Source organism: Rhodococcus sp. CH91 (genome assembly GCF_022554085.1).
Lineage (GTDB): Bacteria > Actinomycetota > Actinomycetes > Mycobacteriales > Mycobacteriaceae > Rhodococcus.
On the sequence record NZ_JAKFYR010000006.1, the window covers coordinates 273,752 to 292,556 of the forward strand.

An 18,805-nucleotide genomic window follows, 5' to 3' on the forward strand; every position below is an offset into this window, starting at 1 on the left:
CGCAACACAGTACAGTCCTGCGGGGGCGGTGACCGCACGCGTGTCGCGCGGGGCGAGGGGGAGCCGGAATGCGCCCGAGAGCGGCCGGCCGAGGTTCGGGGGGATCGATGCACGGGAGCGTACTCGCGTCGGGTGATGCGAGAAGTCGTACCGCCGTCCGGTTGTCGAGTGCGCAGGGCGTGGGGATCCTCGTGTGGGCGGTCGCACTGGCCCTGGGGGCATCCGCGTGGGCGGCGTGCGCGCTCGCGGTGCCGTTCTGCGCACTGTTCCTGGTCCGGGCGGGGGGCCGCGACATCGTCGAATGGGTGTCCACCTTTCTCCCCCGAGGCTCCGGTGCCCTGCCCGGAGCGGCGGCTGTCCACGACTTCCACCCGGCCGCGGCGCGGCCGGTGGGGCTGCGATGGGACGGTCCTTTCGTGAGCGTCGTACTGGAGCTGGCGCCGCCCACCGGCACCCTCACCCGTCTCGGCCGCGACAGCGAGGATCCGGGCCGGACCCTTCCTCTCGCCGCAATCGCCGCGTGCCTGCACCGGCACGATGCCGTCCTCGACGGGATCGACGTCGTGATGCACGGCTGCCGGCTCCGCGACTCGACTCCCGCCGGGCAGGCCTACGCGCAGCTGGTGGGCCCTCTTCCGGCCGCCGCGGAACGTACGGTCCGGCTCGTGCTCCGACTCGACGCCACCTCCTGCGCGGATGCCGCGGCCCGCCGGGGCGGAGGCTCCGAGGGTGTGGCCCGGACGATCGTCGCGGCGGCCCGGCGAGTGCTCCGCGTCCTCGCCGACGAGGGGCACCCCGCCCGGTTGCTCACCGCGGGCGAGGTCGAGCAGGCCGGGCTGCGCGTGTCACAGGGCGTACCGACCGCGGAATGGGGCCGGGCACGACGGCACGTCGTGCTCTCCACCGGTTTCGGTACCGGAGGGTCCTTCGATCCCCGTGCGGTCGATCGTCACCGCACGACCGCGGTCTGGAGTCACCCGACTTCGTCCTCGACGCTCGTGATCCGCTTGCGACCGGGTGATCACGGCACGGTGCGGGTGGGAGCACTGGCTCGATTCGTCACCCGGAGCCCGGAGGCCCCGGCCGTCGCGGGGCTACTGCAGGCGCACGGACGCCACCACGAATCCCTGGCGGCCGCCTTACCGCTCGGTGTTCCCCGCCTGGAAGGACTCGTCCCGCTGCGGGAGTGGTGTGCCGGGGAACTCGATGCGCTCGCTTTGCCGACCGGGGGGTGCGGGCAACTCGTCGGCTCGGACGGCGCCGGGCGCGCCGTCACCGCACGCCTGACCGGTCCGGGCATCCGCACGGTGTACCTCGCGGGAGAGTTGTATCTCGCCCAGCAGGTCGTCTTCCGGTCCGTGGCGGTAGGCGCGCGGGTCCTGCTCCACACCGACCGTCCGGCCTCCTGGCGCTCCCTGGTCGAGTCCGCCGCCGGACCCGACCGGTTGCGGATCGCAGGTGAGTACGCCGGCGACCACGATTTCGACACCGTGGTCTACGACGGCGTCCGGCCGGTGCCGTCCGCACCGCACGCGACGGTGATCCACGTGCACCTCCATCCGGACGGATGGCCACGCGAGAGACCGACGGTCTCCCTGCTGCAACCGGGGGCGTCCGGGGACCGGGTCGTCCTGTCGGCGGGCGGCGAACGCACGCCTCTGACCCTCGTGACGATCGCGGCGGAGAGCACCCATCTCGGGCGCGCACACGCGTCGGCTCGTCGACCCTCCGCCGGTCAGCCCGGATAGCGGTCGTGCGCGCGTCCGGCACGCACGGTCCGAGCCCACCATCGGAGCTGGTCGAGCATGCGCTGCGCGCCGTCGATCGCGGCCTCGTCTGTGGTGGTGCCGTCCGGCGCGAAGGCGTGTTTGACTCGGTGGAAGCTCACCGATTGCCGCACCGGCACCATATGGACCTCGACGACGACCTGTCGCAGCTGCTCCACTGCCCGCAGGCCACCGGACAGGCCGCCGTAGGAGACGAATCCGACCGGCTTGGTGCGCCATTCGTGCTTGACGGTGTCGATCGCGGTTTTCAGCGCGGCGGGATAGCCGTGGTTGTACTCGGAGGTCACCATCACGAAAGCGTCCGCTGCGCCGATGCGCCGCGTGAAGGCCTCGGCGCCCGGTCCACCCGACAGGTCCTGCGGGAGCGGGATCTCGGCGAGGTCGAGGACGTCGATGTCGAACTCGCCGCGCCGACGGGCGGTGGAGACGAACCAGTCGGCGACCGTCGGCGCGATGCGGCCGGCGCGCACGCTCGCGACGACGACCGCGAGGCGGATCGGGTCGTGCGGTGCGGATGCCGGCGGCGCAGTGGTCATGGAGTCGATCGTAGGTGCGGTGCGGCGGCGAGGCCGTGGGCGAGCAGTGCGGCGAGTTCCCGGTAGGCTCGCGCGTCCTCGAGTCCGGTCGCCTCGGCGACCTGCCGTTGCTGGATTCGCACCATGACCGACGCGACCAGATCGGCCACGAAGGCCGTGTGGACCTCGCGCAGGCGGCCGGCTCCGACACCGTCGGCGATGAGCTGACGGACGCGGTCCGCGGCGAATCGGGTGTTACGTTCGTACACCTCACGGGCGACCGGTGTGTGTGCGACGTCTTCCATGAAGCGGGTGGAGGCCGGTTCGAGTTCGCGCCCGACCGCTTCGAGATAGGCGGTGATGCGTGCCTGTGCGTCCGCGGCCCGCGCGACGTCGGCCTCGACACGTTCGGCGGCGCCTTTGAAGAAGTGCACGGTGGCCGCGTGGACGAGCCGGTCCTTGCTCTCCGCGAGGGCGTAGAGCGTCGATTTCGAGCAGCTGAGCCGGGCTGCGATGTCGTCCAGCGTCAGATGCGCGAAGCCTTCCGCCAGGAACAGCGCGACCAGGTCGTCGAACAGTTGCGTCTGCCGCGCGGTGAAACGCCGGCTACCGACTCTTGCCATACGGAATACAGTACTGCAGTATCGTCCTCAGTACTACTTCTCGTTCCCAGCACTCCGCAGGAGGAACCACCGTGCCCGTCGAGCGTCTGCTACCCACCCGTGAGGCCTACGACCTTATCGACCTCACCCGCGAGGTCGCCGACAAGGTGCTCGCGCCGCGCGTCGACGAGCACGAACGCAACGAGACCTTCCCCGAAGGCGTCTTCCCCGCACTCGGCGCCGCGGGGCTGCTGAGCCTGCCGTATCCCGAGGAGTTCGGTGGCGGCGACCAGCCGTACGAGGTCTACCTGCAGGTGCTCGAAGAGCTCGGCGCCCGCTGGGCGGCGGTCGCGGTCGCGGTCAGTGTGCACGGCCTGTCGTGCTTCGCGCTCGCCACCCACGGCACCGACGAGCAGAAGAGCACCTGGCTTCCCGAGATGCTGGGCGGCACCACCATCGGCGCATACAGCCTGTCCGAGCCGCAGGCCGGATCCGATGCCGCCGCACTCGCGTGTCGTGCGAAGCCCGTCGACGGCGGGTACCGGATCACCGGCTCCAAGGCGTGGATCACCAACGGCGGCAAGGCCGACTTCTACACCCTGTTCGCCCGCACGGCCGACACCGGCAGCAAGGGCATCTCGTGCTTCCTCGTCCCCGCCGGCACCGAGGGTCTGTCCTTCGGCAAACCGGAGGAGAAGATGGGACTGCACGCGATTCCCACCACTTCCGCCCACTACGACGATGCCTTCGTCCCGGCCGAGCGCCGGATCGGCGCCGAGGGGCAGGGACTGCCGATCGCGTTCAGCGCGCTCGATTCCGGGCGTCTCGGGATCGCCGCGGTCGCGACGGGTCTGGCCCAGGCGGCACTCGACGAGGCGACCGCCTACGCCAAGGAACGGCAGGCATTCGGCAAACGCATCATCGACCATCAGGGTCTCGGCTTCGTCCTCGCCGACATGGCCGCGGCGGTCGATTCGGCCCGCGCGACCTATCTCGACGCCGCGCGCCGCAAGGACGCCGGACTCCCCTATTCCCGCCAGGCGTCGGTCGCCAAGCTCGTGGCCACCGACGCCGCGATGAAGGTCACGACCGACGCCGTCCAGGTTCTCGGTGGATACGGCTACACGCGGGACTTCCCCGTCGAGCGCTTCATGCGCGACGCGAAGATCACGCAGATCTTCGAAGGCACCAACCAGATTCAGCGGCTGGTGATCGCGCGGTCGCTCGCGGGATGACCGTTCGGACGACAGCCGCCGCGCGGAAAGACCGATAAAGTGCCTTCATGCCGGATGCCCTGGAGCGGCTCACACCACACCAACGTCGTCTGCTGACGCAGCGGTTCGGCCGTACCGTCGTCGTCGAGGACATGAGCTGGGGGCTGGTCGCGACCACCGTCCTCGCGGTGGACACCGGGGAAGGGCGGCTCGTCGTCAAGGCCGGGGGCGCTCCGGACCGTCACATCGCCCGCGAGATCGACGCCCACGAGAGATGGACGGCGCCGTGGGTGCGGCAGGGGCGCGCCGCACGGATGGTGTTCGCCGACCGGGCGGCGAAACTCGTCGTGACGGAATATCTCCCGGGGCGTCTGATCCACGGCACACGCGCGGCGGCTGCGCTCGACGTCTACGAACAGGCAGGTTCGCTCCTCGCCGAGTTCCATGCGCAGGAAGGCGTCCTCGACGACGGATACGAGCGATCCGCGAACGTGAAGACCGCGAGGTGGCTCGCCGCCCCCCACCGCATCGGGCCCGAGATCACCCGTCGGTTGCGGTCCATGATCGGGGAATGGCCGACCCCGGCGGTCGTGCTGGTACCCACCCACGGTGACTGGCAGGGCCGGAACTGGCTGGCCGACGAGTCCGGTTTCGTGAAGGTGATCGACTTCGGGCGTGCCGCACTGCGGCCCGCCGCCGAGGACTTCGAGCGCCTGTCGGCACGCGAATTCCTGCGGGTCCCGGGTGCCGAAGATGCTTTCCTGAGAGGCTACGGAGACGATCCCCGCGAGCCGGGAGCGTGGTTCCGCCAACGGGTCCGGGCGGCGGTCGCGGTCGCGGTCTGGGCGTTCCACGTGGGGGACGAACCCTACGAGGCGGAGGGACATCGCATGATCGCCGAGGTCCTCTCTCGCACCTCGAGCACCTCGCGTTGACAGACCCGCATGATCCTCGGCTCGCTGGACGCGTGAGAACGACTGTGGGGGTGGGATCGCGACGATCCCACCCCCACAGCACTTTCCGGATCAGGCTCCGATGGCCTCACCGAGCACGGGCCACGATTCGTGCAGCGCTTCCTGCCAGTACCCCCAGGTGTGGGTGCCGTCGGGCCGGATCGAATAGGTCGCCTCGACCCCCACCTCGTCGAGCGCACGGCGCAGCCGAGCCGTGCAGTCGTGCACGCCGGCCTCGATCAGTCCCAGCAGCGCCAGGTCGGGAAGGACGGCGACACCGGACTGCTCCCACGCCCGCAACTCGTGAGCGCCGGGCACACCGCTGCTCGACGAGACGAATACCGCCTTGTCGCGCAGCTTCTCGGCATTGAGCACGACATCCTGCTCCTGCCAGTGGGTTCCACCGACCGGGCCCCACATGTTCTCGACCTCGCCGCCCCCGAAGGCCACCACGATCTCGGCGTAGCGGGAACCCACCTCCGTCGCCGTCTCGGCGCATCCGCTGTACGAGCCGACTGCCTGGTACAGATGAGGTGCCTGCTCCGCGAGGGCCAGCGCCGAGGTCGCCGACATCGACACGCCTGCGATCGCATTCCGCCCGCTGGCTCCGAGTGCCCGATCCACCACGGGCGGAACTTCTTCGGTGAGGAAGGTCGTCCACTTGTTGCGCCCGAGAACGGGGTCGTCCTCCAGCCAGTCGGTGTAGTAGCTGAAGGCGCCCCCGATCGGCGTCACGACGTTGACGTTCTTGTCCGCGAAGAAGTCGACGACATCCGTCTGCTCGCGCCAGTTGGCCTGGTCCTCGCCGCCACCGGCACCGTTGAGCAGATAGAAGACCGGTCGCGGTGATCCGGTGTCCGCGGGACGCAGCACCTGCAGTTCGATCGAGCGTCCCATGGACGGGGAGTACACGAACAACGACCAGTCGCGGTCGGTGTGCTTCTCGATCCGTTCGACGGTCGCGACCTGCGAAGCGATCTCGCCGGTCGCAGCCGCCGGCAGCTGATCGGCGAGTGCGATCGGCGTGCCGGGAAGGACGAGTGACGACAGGACCAGCGCCCCGATCGCTCCTGTGAGTGCATACCGTCGTCCGCGCAAGCTCGTCCCTTTCATCCGCAACAGCCGGGCGTGATGGGCCCGCGCATCTCCCGCGTCGCGACATTGCGCGCGGCAAGTTCTCCGTCCGCAGGGTAGTCGACCCGGACGAGTGACAATCCGTGGGCCGGAGCCACGGCGACGGCGGCCGCGCGCTCGCGCTCGTCGAGCAACGACGTCATCCACTCGACACTGCGGCGCCCCTCCCCCACCGCCAGCGCCGCGCCGACGAGACTGCGCACCATCGACCAGCAGAAGGCGTCGGCGCTCACGTAGGCGGTGAGAATGTCACCTTCCCGCGTCCAGTCGAAACGCTGTAGTTCGCGTACGGTCGTCGCGCCCTCGCGACGCTTGCAGAAGGCGGCGAAGTCGTGGAGACCGAGCAGTGAGCGCGAAGCCTGTTGCATCGCATCGAGGTCGACGCCCTTCGGCCACGCCACGATGTCACGGGCACGCAACGGGTCGGCACCGTACACCGCGGTGGTCAGCCGGTATTCGTAGTGACGCCGGATGGCGGAGAAGCGTGCATCGAAGTGCTCGGGGGCGACCGAGATGCCGGTGACCCGCACGTCGCGCGGAAGGAACCGCGCGAGACGGCGGATCCAGCGGGCCGGGTCGTCGGGTAGCGCTGCCGTCGGGACATCGACGTGGGCGACCTGACCGCTCGCGTGCACCCCGGCGTCTGTCCGACCGGCGACGGTCAGCAGGACGGGTGATCGCACGATCGCCGAGAGCTTGTCCTCGATCTCGCCGCACACGGTCCGCCGGCCCGGTTGCCGGGCCCAGCCCGAGAAGTCGGTGCCGTCGTAGGAGATGTCGAGTCGCAGACGCGTGAGGGTGTCCCCGTCAGGGGTCTCGTCCGAAGCCACGAGCCCGCCACCCCCCGAAGGGGCAGCGGGCTCGTGAGCTTCAGCAGATGCCGAAACCAAGTGGACTAGTCCTTCTTGGCCTCGTCCGCCTCGGGTGCGTCGGCAGCCGTGGCGTTGGTGTCCTCGATACCGTCGACGACGGCGTCGGCGTTCGCGACCTCGGCATCGGTGGCCTCGGACTCGACGGCCTCGACCGCGTTGTCCTCGGCGGGAGCCTGCGAAGCTGCGACGCGGCGAGCGCGGTCGGCCTCGGAGGTGACGGTCTTCTCGCGCACCAGCTCGATGATGGCCATGGGGGCGTTGTCGCCCTTGCGCGGCATCGTCTTGATGATGCGGGTGTAACCGCCGTTGCGGTCCTCGAAGGAAGGACCGATCTCCGCGAACAGGGCGTGGACGACGTCCTTGTTGCGGATGACCTTCAGCACCTCACGGCGCGAAGCCAGCGTGCCGGCCTTCGCGTGCGTGACGAGCTTCTCGGCGTAGGGGCGCAGGGCCTTGGCCTTGGCCTCGGTGGTGGTGATACGACCGTGCTCGAAGAGCGCAGTGGCCAGGTTGGCCATGAGCGCCTTCTGATGCGAGGCCGATCCGCCGAAGCGGGCGCCCTTCTTGGGCTTGGGCATGATTTTCTCCTAGTAACGGACCGTGAGCTGCTACAGCTGCTCGGTCTCGGCGTAGTCCTCGTTGCCGTCGTTGTCACCGAAGGAGCCGGCGTCGGTGTCGCTCCAGGTACCGGTCGCGGCGTCGTAGCCGGCGACGGTGCTGGGATCGAACGATGCCGGGCTGTCCTTGAGGGACAGGCCGAGCGAGTGCAGCTTGACCTTGACCTCGTCGATGGACTTCTGGCCGAAGTTGCGGATGTCGAGCAGGTCGGATTCCGTGCGTGCCACGAGCTCGCCGACGGTGTGAACACCCTCGCGCTTGAGGCAGTTGTAGGACCGGACCGTGAGGTCGAGGTCCTCGATCGGAAGTCCGAAGGAGGCGATGTGGTCGGCCTCGGCGGGCGAGGGACCGATCTCGATGCCTTCTGCTTCGACGTTCAGCTCACGAGCCAGACCGAAGAGCTCCACGAGGGTCTTGCCCGCCGAGGCGAGCGCGTCCCGCGCGCTGATCGAGTTCTTGGTCTCCACGTCGAGGATCAGCCGATCGAAGTCGGTGCGCTGCTCGACGCGGGTCGCTTCCACCTTGTACGTGACCTTGAGCACCGGCGAGTAGATCGAGTCGACCGGGATACGGCCGATCTCGGCGCCGGACGCCTTGTTCTGCACGGCCGGAACATAGCCGCGACCGCGCTCGACGACGAGCTCGATCTCCAGCTTGCCCTTGTCGTTCAGGGTGGCGATGTGCAGGTCCGGGTTGTGGATGGTGACACCGGCCGGGGGCACGATGTCGCCGGCCGTCACGGTGCCGGGTCCCTGCTTGCGGACGTACATGGTGACCGGCTCGTCCTCTTCCGAGCTGACCACGAGGCCCTTGAGGTTCAGGATGATGTCGGTGACATCCTCCTTCACGCCGGGAACCGTGGTGAACTCGTGGAGCACACCGTCGATGCGGATGCTGGTGACGGCTGCGCCCGGGATCGAGGAGAGCAGGGTGCGACGAAGCGAGTTGCCGAGGGTGTACCCGAAGCCAGGCTCGAGCGGCTCGATGACGAACTTCGAGCGGTTTTCAGCGATGACCTCTTCGGTCAGTGTGGGTCGCTGAGAGATGAGCATCTGTTGCCTCCTTGTGGGCGTCCGCTATATGACGCCCTAGTGGAATGGAGCGGTGTCCTCCCGCCCGGACGGACCGGAGGACACCACGACACCGAGGTGTCCTACTTCGAGTAGTACTCGACGATCAGCTGCTCCTGCAGCGGGATGTCGATCTGTGCGCGCTCAGGGAGCTGGTGGACCAGCACCCGCAGACGCGGACCGACGACCTGCAGCCAACCCGGGATCGGGCGCTCGCCCTGGGTCTCACGGGCGACCTGGAAGGGCAGCGTGCTCAGCGACTTCTCGCGGACATCGATGATGTCGTACTGCGAGACGCGGTAGCTGGGGATGTCGACCTTCTTGCCGTTGACCAGGAAGTGGCCGTGGCTCACCAGCTGGCGGGCCTGACGACGCGTGCGGGCGAGGCCGGCACGGTAGACGACGTTGTCCAGACGCGACTCGAGGATGGTCAGCAGGACCTCACCGGTCTTGCCGGGGCGGCTGGCAGCCTCTTCGTAGTAGCGACGGAACTGCTTCTCCATGATGCCGTAGGAGAAGCGAGCCTTCTGCTTCTCCTGCAGCTGGAGCAGGTATTCGCTCTCCTTGATCCGCGCGCGGCCGTGCTGGCCGGGCGGGTAGGGGCGGCGCTCGAAGGCCTGATCGCCTCCGACCAGGTCGACACGGAGACGACGCGACTTACGGGTAACGGGACCGGTATAACGTGCCATGACTTAGAACCTTTTCCTTTCCCGTATTAGACGCGACGACGCTTGGGCGGCCGGCAGCCGTTGTGCGGCTGGGGCGTGACATCGGAGATGGTGCCGACCTCGAGGCCTGCGGCCTGGAGCGAACGGATCGCCGTCTCGCGGCCCGAGCCCGGGCCCTTGACGAAGACGTCGACCTTCTTGACACCGTGTTCCTGCGCCTTGCGGGCGGCGTTCTCGGCGGCGAGCTGCGCGGCGAACGGGGTCGACTTGCGCGAACCCTTGAAGCCGACGTGGCCGGAGGACGCCCAGGAGATCACGTTGCCCTGCGGGTCCGTGATGGACACGATGGTGTTGTTGAACGTGCTCTTGATGTGAGCGGCACCGTGCGGAACGTTCTTCTTGTCCCTGCGCCGGGCCTTCTGGGTCTTCTTCGGACCGGTGCTGCGTGACTTGGGAGGCATTACTTCTTCTTTCCTGCGACGGTGCGCTTCGGACCCTTACGGGTGCGGGCGTTGGTCTTGGTGCGCTGTCCACGCACGGGCAGACCACGACGGTGTCGCAGGCCCTGGTAGCAGCCGATCTCGATCTTGCGGCGGATGTCCGCCTGAACCTCGCGACGGAGGTCGCCCTCGACCTTGTAGCTCTCCTCGATGTACTCGCGGAGCTTGGCGAGGTCCTCGTCCGTCAGATCCTTGCTGCGCAGGTCCGGGCTGACGCCGGTGGCCTCGAGGATCTCCTTGGAGCGGGTACGGCCGATGCCGTAGATGTACGTGAGTGCGATCTCCATCCGCTTTTCGCGGGGAAGATCGACACCTGCGAGACGTGCCATGTGGCATTCCTATTCGGTGTGCGGAGGTCTGCTCCCAGCCCGTCCCCTGCGTCGAAGAACTGTGTGAGTCGATAAACACAGTGGGGCCCCGGCCTCCGAACCGGGGGTTGATCGCGTAGCTCCTCGACGGATCGAGGATCGTAACCACGCGACTGGTGCTGGAAGGTCTTCGTGCTTGTTGCCAAGCAGATCTTCGAGACGAAGGTGGATCTAGCCCTGACGCTGCTTGTGGCGCAGGTTCTCGCAGATCACCATGACCCGCCCGTTACGGCGGATCACCTTGCACTTCTCGCAGATCTTCTTGACGCTAGGCTGAACCTTCACGTAAGTCCGATCTCCTGTATGTGCGCCGCCGGACACGGCGAACCGGCCCGGCGACATGATTCTCCCCGACCGAGTGGCCGGGGAAGCTTCGTTACTTGTAGCGGTAGACGATGCGTCCACGCGTGAGGTCGTAGGGAGAAAGCTCCACGACAACGCGGTCCTCGGGAAGGATACGAATGTAGTGCTGACGCATCTTGCCGCTGATGTGAGCGAGCACCTTGTGCCCGTTCTCCAGCTCGATGCGGAACATCGCATTGGGCAGCGGTTCGATAACCCGGCCCTCGACCTCGATTGCGCCGTCTTTCTTAGCCATATCCTCCGCGATCCGTCGTTCGGTGTAGTGGTTGCATCGGCATCCGTTACCGTGACGCTCGGCAACTCCGTGACCGGCACGAACCGACATTCGAGAAGAATTCGACGCGGAACCGATCGGAGCGCAGCGCGCACCACCGATCAATGGTACGGGACGTTGCCCGTGCAGGACAAATGAGCACACATCGACGACGACGGAAGTGGAGGACGTCACGTGCGGGCGTTGATTCAGCGGGTGACCACTGCGAGGGTGGCGGTGGACGGCACCGAGGTGTCCCGGATCACTCCGGCCGAGGGTGGTCACGGCCTGCTCGTGCTCGTCGGTGTCACTCACGACGACGATGCCGGCAAGGCGGCGACACTCGCCCGGAAGGTGTGGACGATGCGCATCCTGGACGACGAGAAATCGGCCTCGGACGTCGATGCGCCGATCCTGGTGGTCAGTCAGTTCACCCTGATGGCCGACACCCGCAAGAGCCGGCGCCCGTCGTGGTCCGCGGCCGCCCCGCGGACGGTGGCCGAACCGCTCGTCGACGCCTTCGCGAACGCACTGCGCGATCTCGGGGCGACGGTGGAGACCGGAAAGTTCGGTGCCCACATGCAGGTGAGCCTCGTCAACGACGGACCCGTCACGCTCCTCGTCGAGGTGTGACCCGGCTCGTCACTCGGGGCGGAGCGTGAGGATCCGCGGACCGTCCTCGGTGACCGCGACGGTGTGCTCCCAGTGCGCGGCCCTGCTGCCGTCGACGGTCACGACCGTCCACTCGTCGTCGAGGACCTCGGTCTCGTAGGTGCCGAGGGTGAGCATCGGCTCGACGGCGAGCACCGAGCCGACGACCAATTTCGGGCCCTTACCCGGCTTGCCCTCGTTCGGGAGGAAGGGGTCCATGTGCATTTCGCGGCCGATGCCGTGCCCGCCGTAGCCGTCGACGATCCCGTACGACCGCCCGTGCAGCTTCTCCGCGGCGTGCGTACCCTGCTCGATCGCATGGGAGACGTCGGTCAGACGGTTGCCCGGGAGCATCGCGGCGATACCGGCCTCGAGCGACAGGCGGGTCGCTTCGCTCAGGTCGGCGTCGGCCTGCGACAGCTCGCCGATCCCGAAGGTCCACGCCGAGTCGCCGTGCCAGCCGTCGAGGATCGCTCCGCAGTCGATCGAGACGAGGTCGCCTTCGGCGAGGATCACCGACGCCGACGGGATGCCGTGGACGACGACCTCGTTGACCGACGAGCAGATCGAACCGGTGAAACCGTGGTAGCCCAGGAAGGACGGAACGGCCCCCGCGTCACGGATGACCGATTCCGCCACCTGGTCGAGTTCGAGGGTGCTCACGCCCGGCTTGGCGGCCTCGCGCACTGCGACGAGTGCGGAACCGACCACGGCTCCGGCCGCCGCCATCGCGTCGAGTTCACCCGAGGTGCGGAACGGAACCACTGAGCGCTTGCGCCCGAAACCCATGTCGTACTACCCGTCTACTTTCCGAGTGCGGACAATGCCCGCTCGTTGATCTCCTCGACCTCACCGATCGCGTCGACCGTGATGATCGAATCGGTGTAGTAGTCGAGAAGCGGTGCCGTCTCCTCACGGTAGACCCGGAGGCGGTTGCGGATCACGTCCTCGGTGTCGTCGGCGCGACCGCGAGCGAGCATCCGCTCGACGACCACGTCCTCGTCGATGACGAACGACAGCACGCCGTCGAGTTCCACCCCGAGATCGCGCAGGATGTTCTCGAGTTCCTTGGCCTGCTCCACGCTGCGGGGGAAACCGTCGAGGAGGAAACCGTTCGCGGCGTCGGGCTCGGCGAGCCGATCACGCACCATGTTGTTCGTGATCTCGGCGGGCACGAGGTCTCCCGCATCGATGTACTTCTTGGCCTCGACGCCGAGCGGCGTGCCCTGCCCGATGTTGGCGCGGAAGAGGTCGCCCGTCGAGATCGCGGGGACGCCGAGCTTCTCGGACAGAATCGCGGCCTGTGTGCCCTTGCCGGCACCGGGAGGACCGAGCAGTACAAGTCTCACTTGAGGAACCCTTCGTAGTTGCGCTGCATCAGTTGACTTTCGATCTGCTTGACAGTGTCCAGCGCGACACTGACGAGAATGAGAACCGCGGCGCCACCGAAGATGCTCGAAGCCGTCTGGCTGCCGGACAGGAAGAAGTTCGGCAGCGTCGCGATGAGACCGAGGTAGATCGAGCCCGGAACCGTGATGCGGTTGAGGACGAAGCTGAGATATTCGGCGGTCGGCCGGCCCGGACGGATGCCCGGGATGAAGCCGCCGTACTTCTTCATCTCGTCGGCTCGCTCCTCCGGATTGAAGGTGATGGCGACGTAGAAGAAGACGAAGAACACGATCAGCGCGAAGTAGATCGCGATGTAGACCGGGTTGTTCGGATTGACCAGGTACTCGTTGATGATCCGCTGCCACCAGCTCGGGTCGGGATCGGTCGTGGCACCGGTCAGCTGCGCGATCAGGTTCGGCAGGTACAACAGCGACGACGCGAAGATGACAGGGATGATGCCGGCCTGGTTGACCTTGAGCGGCAGGTAGGTCGACGACCCGCCGTACATGCGGCGTCCGACCATGCGCTTGGCGTACTGGACGGGGATCCGGCGCTGGCCCTGCTCGATGAACACCACGCCGGTGATCAGAGCCAGAGCCACGACGCACACGATCGCGAAGACCAGACCGCCGCGGGACTCGAGGATCGTGCGGCCCTCGGCGGGCAGCGCCGCCGCGATACCCGCGAAGATCAGCAACGACATGCCGTTGCCGACGCCGCGTTCGGTGATCAGCTCACCGAACCACATCACGACGGCAGCACCGGCGGTCATCACCAGCACGATCACGACCATGCCGAAGATGCTGTCGTCCGCGAGGATCGGCTCCGCGCAGCCCTGCAACAGCTGGCCCCGGGCCGCGAGAGCGACGATGCCGGTGGCCTGCAGCACGGCGAGAGCGACGGCGAGATAGCGCGTGTACTGCGTCATCTTCGCCTGGCCGGACTGGCCCTCCTTGCGTAATTCCTCGAATCTCGGAATCACGACGGTGAGGAGCTGCACGATGATGCTCGCGGTGATGAACGGCATGATGCCGATCGCGAACACCGACAACTGCAGCAACGCGCCACCCGAGAACAGGTTGATCAGCGAGTAGATCCCCGCCTGTTCACTGCCGGCGAGCTGATCCACACAGGCCTGGACGTTGCCGTAGTCGACGCCCGGGGACGGCACGGATGCACCGAGACGGTACAGCGCCACGAGCCCGAGGGCGATGAGAATCTTCCGCCTCAGGTCCGGTGTCCTGAGGGCCGAGACGAAGGCGGAAAGCAAAGATCCTCCTGGCGGGCCGATCGGGGACGACGGGTCGAGACGGACCCGTCGGACGGTAGACAACTCTGAAACTCTAACAGTGGGCCCCGGAGAGAGGGGTAGCCCGGTAGCCTATGTCACCGCTGAGAACGAGCGAACGGCCGCGGTGCAGAAGCCTGCACCGCGGCCGTTCTCAGCCGTGGTTCACACGCGAAAGTTCAGATCAGGCCTGAACGGTCGCGCTGCCACCGGCGGCAGCGATCTTCTCCTGAGCGGAGGCCGAGAACTTGTCGGCGGTGACCTGCACGGCCACCGTCAGCTCGCCCTCGCCGAGAACCTTGACGAGCTGGTTCTTACGAACCAGGCCCTTCGCCACGAGGTCCTCGACACCGATCTGTCCACCCTCGGGGAACACGCGAGCGATGTCCCCGAGGTTGACGATCTGGTACTCGGTACGGAATGCGTTCTTGAAGCCCTTGAGCTTCGGCAGACGCATATGGATGGGCATCTGGCCGCCCTCGAAGGCCGGCGACACGTTCTTGCGTGCCTTGGTGCCCTTCGTGCCGCGGCCGGCGGTCTTACCCTTCGAACCCTCACCGCGTCCGACGCGGGTCTTGTCCGTCTTCGCGCCCGGAGCCGGGCGCAGGTGATGCAGCTTGATGGTCATTCTCAGACCTCCTCAACGGTGACGAGGTGACGCACCACGTTGATCAGGCCGCGATTCTGCGCATTGTCCTCACGAACCACGGACTGGCGGATCTTCCGCAGGCCGAGGGTCCGGAGGCTGTCACGCTGATTCGACTTGGCGCCGATGGTGCTCTTGATCTGGGTGATCTTCAGCTCTGCCATTACTTCACGCTCCCAGCAGCCTGTGCACGTGCGCGCAGCATGCCGGCGGGGGCAACTTCCTCGAGGGTGAGGCCACGGCGAGCCGCGACTTCCTCGGGACGCTGCAGGCCCTTGAGGGCCGCAACCGTCGCGTGCACCACGTTGATGGCGTTGTCGGAGCCGAGCGACTTCGACAGGATGTCGTGGACACCCGCGCACTCCAGCACCGCGCGCACTGCGCCACCGGCGATGACACCGGTACCGGGCGAAGCCGGACGCAGCAGGACGACACCGGCTGCAGCCTCACCCTGGACGGGGTGGGTGATGGTTCCGCCGATGAGCGGAACGCGGAAGAAGTTCTTGCGAGCTTCCTCGACACCCTTCTGGATGGCCGCGGGAACTTCCTTGGCCTTGCCGTAGCCGACGCCGACCAGGCCGTTGCCGTCGCCCACGATCACCAGAGCGGTGAAGCTGAAGCGACGACCGCCCTTGACGACCTTCGACACACGGTTGATCGAGACGACACGCTCGATGTAGTTCGACTTCTCGGCAGCGTTGCCGCCACGCGAGTCGCGGTCGCGGCGGTCGCGACCGCCACGGTTGTCACCGCTGTTGGGGTTCTGTCCGGCGGGGCCGTTGCCGCCGTCACGCCGCTGACGTCCCGGCATCAGGCGTTCCTTCCGTTCGAGAAAATGGTCATCAGAACTTCAACCCGCTTTCGCGAGCCGCGTCCGCGAGGGCCGCGATGCGTCCGCTGTAGGTGTGGCCACCGCGGTCGAAGACCACGGCTTCCACGCCGGCAGCCTTCGCGCGCTCGGCGATCAGCTGACCGACCTTCGCGCCGCGAGCCTTCTTGTCGCCCTCGAGAGCGCGCACATCGGGTTCGACGGACGACGCAGCGGCGAGGGTGGTGCCCGTCAGGTCGTCGACCAGCTGCACGTGCAGGTGGCGCGAGGACCGGTTGACGACGAGGCGGGGACGCTCGGCGGTGCCGGAGATCTTCTTGCGGAGGCGGAAGTGACGACGCGTCTTCGAAAGGCGACGCGTGGTGGAGGCGTCCTTGCCGCGCGGGATGCGCTTGGCCTTCTGGTTCTCGGTCTGGCTCATGATCACTTACCCGTCTTTCCGACCTTGCGACGGACCTGTTCACCCTCGTAGCGGATGCCCTTGCCCTTGTACGGGTCGGACTTGCGCAGCCGGCGGATGTTGGCCGCGATCTGGCCGACCTTCTGCTTGTCGATGCCCGAGATCGAGAACCGCGTGGGGTTCTCGACGGCGAACGTGATGCCCTCGGGCGCCTCGATCAGCACGGGATGGCTGTAACCGAGCGAGAACTCGAGGTCCTGGCCCTTGAGCGCCACGCGGTAACCGACGCCGTGGATCTCCATCTTCGTGGTGTAACCCTCGGTCACGCCGACGATGAGGTTCTGCACGAGCGTGCGCGACAGACCGTGCAGCGCGCGGCTGCGACGCTCGTCGTTCGGACGCGTGACGTTGATTGCCCCGTCCTCGCCCTTGGCGACGACGATCGGCTCTGCGATCGTCAGGGACAGGTTGCCCTTGGGACCCTTGACTGCGACGTCCTGGCCGTCGATGTTGACCTCGACGCCCGCGGGGACTGCAACGGGGAGTTTTCCGATTCGCGACATTGTGGTGGCCTCCCTTTACCAGACGTAGGCGAGGACTTCCCCGCCCACTCCCTGCTTGGCCGCCTGGCGATCGGTGAGCAGGCCGGAGGACGTGGAGATGATCGCCACGCCGAGGCCGCCCAGGACCTTGGGCAGGTTGGTGGATTTCGCGTACACGCGCAGGCCGGGCTTCGACACGCGACGCACGCCGGCAAGGCTGCGCTCACGGGAAGGTCCGTACTTGAGGTCGACGATGAGGGTCTTGCCCACCTCGGCATCCTCGATGCGGTAATCCGAGATGTAACCCTCGCGCTTGAGGATCGCGGCGATGTTCACCTTGATCTTCGAGGACGGGAGCTTGACCTCGTCGTGGTACGCCGTGTTGGCGTTACGCAGACGCGTCAAGAAGTCTGCGATGGGGTCGGTCATGGTCATGGCTGACCTGTTCACCTTTCTCGGTGCGGTTCCCATGCAACGCCGGAACGTGCCGACCGTGGGCCTACATCGAAACTCGGTATCGATAGCGGGTTCGCCGACCGGATCGGTGGCGAACCCATGACAGCGTGGCGGTGGGCGGAGAACCAGCGGTTCTCCGCCCACCGATCACGTCACCAGGAGCTCTTGTGAACTCCCGGAAGCTCTCCGCGGTGTGCCATCTCGCGCAGGCAGATGCGGCAGAGTCCGAACTTGCGGAATACCGAGTGCGGGCGCCCGCAACGCTGGCAGCGGGTGTAGGCGCGCACCGCGAACTTCGGCTTCTTGTTGGCCTTGTTGACCAGTGCCTTCTTAGCCATGGGCTCAGTTCTCCTTGAACGGGAAGCCGAGGTGCTTGAGCAGGGCACGGCCTTCTTCGTTGTTGGTAGCGGTGGTCACGACAGTGATGTCCATGCCGCGCGGGCGATCGATCTTGTCCACGTCGATCTCGTGGAACATCGACTGCTCGTTCAGGCCGAACGTGTAGTTGCCGTTGCCGTCGAACTGGTTGCCGTTGAGGCCGCGGAAGTCCCGGATACGGGGAAGCGCGATGGACACGAGACGGTCCAGGAACTCCCACATGCGGTCGCCGCGCAGCGTGACGCGCGCACCGATCGGCATGCCCTCGCGCAGCTTGAACTGTGCGATGGACTTGCGGGCCTTGCGGATCTCCGGCTTCTGACCGGTGATGAGCGCGAGGTCGTTGACGGCTCCGTTGATGAGCTTCGCGTCACGGGCGGCGTCGCCGACACCCATGTTCACGACGACCTTCACGACGCCGGGGATCTGCATGACGTTCGCGTAGTCGAACTCCGCGTTCAGCGCGTCGCGGATCTCCTCGCGGTACCGCACCTTCAGGCGCGGCTGGGTCTTGGTCTCGGTGGTGGTCATGTCAGATGTCCTTCCCGTTCTTCCGGGAAATCCGAACGCGCTTGCCGGTCTCCTCGTCGACGCGGTAGCCCACGCGGGTGGGGTTGCCGTCCGAGTCGATGACCGCGACGTTGGAAACGTGGATCGGGGCCTCCTGCGTGACGATTCCCCCGGAGGAGGCGCCACGCTCGTTGGCCGAGACCGCGGTGTGCTTCTTGATACGGTTCACGCCCTCGACGAGGACCTTGTTCGTCGCCGGGTAGGCCGCGATGACCTTGCCCTTGGCGCCCTTGTCCTTGCCCGAGATGACGAGCACGGTGTCACCCTTGTGCACCTTCATCACAGCACCTCCGGAGCGAGCGAGACGATCTTCATGAACCGCTTGTCGCGGAGCTCGCGACCGACGGGTCCGAAGATGCGGGTGCCGCGAGGATCGTTGTCGCCCTTGATGATGACGGCAGCGTTCTCGTCGAACTTGATGTACGAGCCGTCCGGCCGGCGGCGCTCCTTGGCGGTGCGCACGATCACGGCCTTGACGACGTCGCCGCGCTTGACGTTGCCGCCGGGGATCGCGTCCTTGACGGTGGCGACGATGACGTCACCGATTCCGGCGTAGCGACGGGACGAGCCACCGAGAACGCGGATGCAGAGGATCTCCTTGGCACCCGTGTTGTCGGCGACGCGCAGTCGCGACTCCTGCTGGATCACTTACTTCTCCTTGACCTGGATTGGTGTGTACGTCAGATTTCCGACCTGGACGTACGCGGTCGTCGGCTGCTCACGGCGCACGCGCGAATCA

The 18,805-nt window shown here is 67.0% G+C and carries 28 protein-coding genes; 4 read left to right on the plus strand and 24 right to left on the minus strand.

Going from position 1 to position 18,805, the window contains the following annotated elements; translation table 11 throughout:
• Positions 1-107 precede the first annotated feature (107 nt).
• Positions 108-1,748, plus strand: a complete 1,641-nt coding sequence (gene eccE, locus MOM01_RS14250; protein ID WP_241386071.1) for a type VII secretion protein EccE — start codon at positions 108-110, stop codon at positions 1,746-1,748.
• Here eccE and MOM01_RS14255 read toward each other — a convergent pair.
• Together MOM01_RS14255 and MOM01_RS14260 are read right to left on the minus strand one after the other, a co-directional pair.
• Positions 1,736-2,323 carry an NADPH-dependent FMN reductase gene (locus MOM01_RS14255; RefSeq protein WP_241386072.1) on the minus strand — a complete coding sequence of 196 codons (588 nt, stop codon included), beginning with the start codon at positions 2,321-2,323 and terminating at the stop codon, positions 1,736-1,738. The two genes, eccE and MOM01_RS14255, sit on opposite strands and share 13 nt — an antisense overlap.
• Positions 2,320-2,925, minus strand: coding sequence for a TetR/AcrR family transcriptional regulator (locus MOM01_RS14260; RefSeq protein ID WP_241386073.1), 606 nt, complete (start codon positions 2,923-2,925; stop codon positions 2,320-2,322). Before MOM01_RS14260 ends, MOM01_RS14255 begins: the two co-directional genes overlap by 4 nt.
• A gap of 71 nt (positions 2,926-2,996) precedes the next feature.
• Here MOM01_RS14260 and MOM01_RS14265 point away from each other — a divergent pair, with 71 nt between their 5' ends.
• Both MOM01_RS14265 and MOM01_RS14270 read left to right on the plus strand, forming a co-directional pair.
• Positions 2,997-4,139, plus strand: coding sequence for an acyl-CoA dehydrogenase family protein (locus tag MOM01_RS14265; protein WP_241386074.1), 1,143 nt, complete (start codon positions 2,997-2,999; stop codon positions 4,137-4,139).
• A gap of 47 nt (positions 4,140-4,186) precedes the next feature.
• Positions 4,187-5,053 (plus strand): phosphotransferase, encoded by an 867-nt coding sequence (locus MOM01_RS14270; protein ID WP_241386075.1) that lies wholly within the window; start codon positions 4,187-4,189, stop codon positions 5,051-5,053.
• A gap of 90 nt (positions 5,054-5,143) precedes the next feature.
• Here MOM01_RS14270 and MOM01_RS14275 read toward each other — a convergent pair whose 3' ends face one another.
• The 9 genes from MOM01_RS14275 to infA all read right to left on the minus strand — a co-directional run bounded on the left by MOM01_RS14275 (position 5,144) and on the right by infA (position 10,899).
• Positions 5,144-6,169 (minus strand): alpha/beta hydrolase, encoded by a 1,026-nt coding sequence (locus MOM01_RS14275; RefSeq protein WP_241386076.1) that lies wholly within the window; start codon positions 6,167-6,169, stop codon positions 5,144-5,146.
• 11 nt (positions 6,170-6,180) lie between these two features.
• A complete protein-coding gene (truA, locus tag MOM01_RS14280) occupies positions 6,181-7,035 on the minus strand; it encodes a tRNA pseudouridine(38-40) synthase TruA (RefSeq protein ID WP_374112304.1) in 855 nt (284 codons plus the stop codon).
• Positions 7,036-7,100: 65 nt separating this feature from the next.
• Positions 7,101-7,655 (minus strand): 50S ribosomal protein L17, encoded by a 555-nt coding sequence (gene rplQ / locus MOM01_RS14285; protein ID WP_241386078.1) that lies wholly within the window; start codon positions 7,653-7,655, stop codon positions 7,101-7,103.
• A 30-nt stretch (positions 7,656-7,685) separates the two neighbouring features.
• On the minus strand, positions 7,686-8,747 hold the full coding sequence (locus MOM01_RS14290; protein ID WP_241386079.1) for a DNA-directed RNA polymerase subunit alpha: 1,062 nt from the start codon (positions 8,745-8,747) through the stop codon (positions 7,686-7,688).
• A gap of 101 nt (positions 8,748-8,848) precedes the next feature.
• The gene (rpsD, locus tag MOM01_RS14295) at positions 8,849-9,454 is read right to left on the minus strand and encodes a 30S ribosomal protein S4 (protein ID WP_241386080.1); all 606 of its coding nucleotides are present in this window, start codon (positions 9,452-9,454) and stop codon (positions 8,849-8,851) included.
• Between the two features lie 26 nt (positions 9,455-9,480).
• Positions 9,481-9,894: a 30S ribosomal protein S11 gene (gene rpsK, locus MOM01_RS14300; protein WP_006554585.1), complete on the minus strand. Its 414-nt coding sequence runs from the start codon at positions 9,892-9,894 to the stop codon at positions 9,481-9,483.
• A complete protein-coding gene (gene rpsM, locus MOM01_RS14305; RefSeq protein WP_016932426.1) occupies positions 9,894-10,262 on the minus strand; it encodes a 30S ribosomal protein S13 in 369 nt (122 codons plus the stop codon). Before rpsM ends, rpsK begins: the two co-directional genes overlap by 1 nt.
• 210 nt (positions 10,263-10,472) lie before the next feature.
• Positions 10,473-10,586, minus strand: a complete 114-nt coding sequence (gene rpmJ, locus MOM01_RS14310) for a 50S ribosomal protein L36 (protein WP_003938068.1) — start codon at positions 10,584-10,586, stop codon at positions 10,473-10,475.
• Positions 10,587-10,677: 91 nt separating this feature from the next.
• Positions 10,678-10,899: a translation initiation factor IF-1 gene (gene infA, locus MOM01_RS14315; protein ID WP_006554587.1), complete on the minus strand. Its 222-nt coding sequence runs from the start codon at positions 10,897-10,899 to the stop codon at positions 10,678-10,680.
• Between the two features lie 213 nt (positions 10,900-11,112).
• Here infA and dtd point away from each other — a divergent pair, with 213 nt between their 5' ends.
• Entirely contained in the window at positions 11,113-11,550 is a 438-nt protein-coding gene (gene dtd, locus MOM01_RS14320; RefSeq protein WP_241386081.1) for a D-aminoacyl-tRNA deacylase, read from the plus strand.
• A gap of 9 nt (positions 11,551-11,559) precedes the next feature.
• On the opposite strand, the gene map is transcribed toward dtd, so the two are convergent.
• From map to rplN, 13 genes are all read right to left on the minus strand, one after another.
• Positions 11,560-12,357 (minus strand): type I methionyl aminopeptidase, encoded by a 798-nt coding sequence (map, locus tag MOM01_RS14325; RefSeq protein ID WP_241386082.1) that lies wholly within the window; start codon positions 12,355-12,357, stop codon positions 11,560-11,562.
• A 14-nt stretch (positions 12,358-12,371) separates the two neighbouring features.
• Complete coding sequence (locus MOM01_RS14330; protein WP_241386083.1) at positions 12,372-12,917, minus strand: adenylate kinase; 546 nt, start codon at positions 12,915-12,917, stop codon at positions 12,372-12,374.
• Complete coding sequence (gene secY, locus MOM01_RS14335; RefSeq protein ID WP_241386084.1) at positions 12,914-14,227, minus strand: preprotein translocase subunit SecY; 1,314 nt, start codon at positions 14,225-14,227, stop codon at positions 12,914-12,916. Before secY ends, MOM01_RS14330 begins: the two co-directional genes overlap by 4 nt.
• Before the next feature lie 202 nt (positions 14,228-14,429).
• Positions 14,430-14,873, minus strand: coding sequence for a 50S ribosomal protein L15 (rplO, locus tag MOM01_RS14340; RefSeq protein WP_241386085.1), 444 nt, complete (start codon positions 14,871-14,873; stop codon positions 14,430-14,432).
• A gap of 2 nt (positions 14,874-14,875) precedes the next feature.
• Positions 14,876-15,055 (minus strand): 50S ribosomal protein L30, encoded by a 180-nt coding sequence (gene rpmD, locus MOM01_RS14345; RefSeq protein ID WP_006554593.1) that lies wholly within the window; start codon positions 15,053-15,055, stop codon positions 14,876-14,878.
• A complete protein-coding gene (rpsE, locus tag MOM01_RS14350) occupies positions 15,055-15,702 on the minus strand; it encodes a 30S ribosomal protein S5 (protein ID WP_006554594.1) in 648 nt (215 codons plus the stop codon). Before rpsE ends, rpmD begins: the two co-directional genes overlap by 1 nt.
• A 31-nt stretch (positions 15,703-15,733) precedes the next feature.
• Positions 15,734-16,141 carry a 50S ribosomal protein L18 gene (gene rplR / locus MOM01_RS14355; RefSeq protein ID WP_241386086.1) on the minus strand — a complete coding sequence of 136 codons (408 nt, stop codon included), beginning with the start codon at positions 16,139-16,141 and terminating at the stop codon, positions 15,734-15,736.
• Between the two features lie 2 nt (positions 16,142-16,143).
• A complete protein-coding gene (gene rplF, locus MOM01_RS14360; RefSeq protein ID WP_241386087.1) occupies positions 16,144-16,683 on the minus strand; it encodes a 50S ribosomal protein L6 in 540 nt (179 codons plus the stop codon).
• Between the two features lie 15 nt (positions 16,684-16,698).
• Complete coding sequence (gene rpsH / locus MOM01_RS14365; RefSeq protein ID WP_241386088.1) at positions 16,699-17,097, minus strand: 30S ribosomal protein S8; 399 nt, start codon at positions 17,095-17,097, stop codon at positions 16,699-16,701.
• A 173-nt stretch (positions 17,098-17,270) separates the two neighbouring features.
• Positions 17,271-17,456 (minus strand): type Z 30S ribosomal protein S14, encoded by a 186-nt coding sequence (locus MOM01_RS14370; RefSeq protein ID WP_006554598.1) that lies wholly within the window; start codon positions 17,454-17,456, stop codon positions 17,271-17,273.
• A gap of 4 nt (positions 17,457-17,460) precedes the next feature.
• Positions 17,461-18,027, minus strand: coding sequence for a 50S ribosomal protein L5 (gene rplE / locus MOM01_RS14375; protein ID WP_241386089.1), 567 nt, complete (start codon positions 18,025-18,027; stop codon positions 17,461-17,463).
• Between the two features lies 1 nt (position 18,028).
• Positions 18,029-18,346, minus strand: a complete 318-nt coding sequence (rplX, locus tag MOM01_RS14380; protein ID WP_241386090.1) for a 50S ribosomal protein L24 — start codon at positions 18,344-18,346, stop codon at positions 18,029-18,031.
• Entirely contained in the window at positions 18,346-18,714 is a 369-nt protein-coding gene (gene rplN, locus MOM01_RS14385; RefSeq protein WP_006554601.1) for a 50S ribosomal protein L14, read from the minus strand. The genes rplX and rplN overlap by 1 nt, the downstream gene beginning before the upstream one ends.
• Between the last annotated feature and the right edge of the window lie 91 nt (positions 18,715-18,805).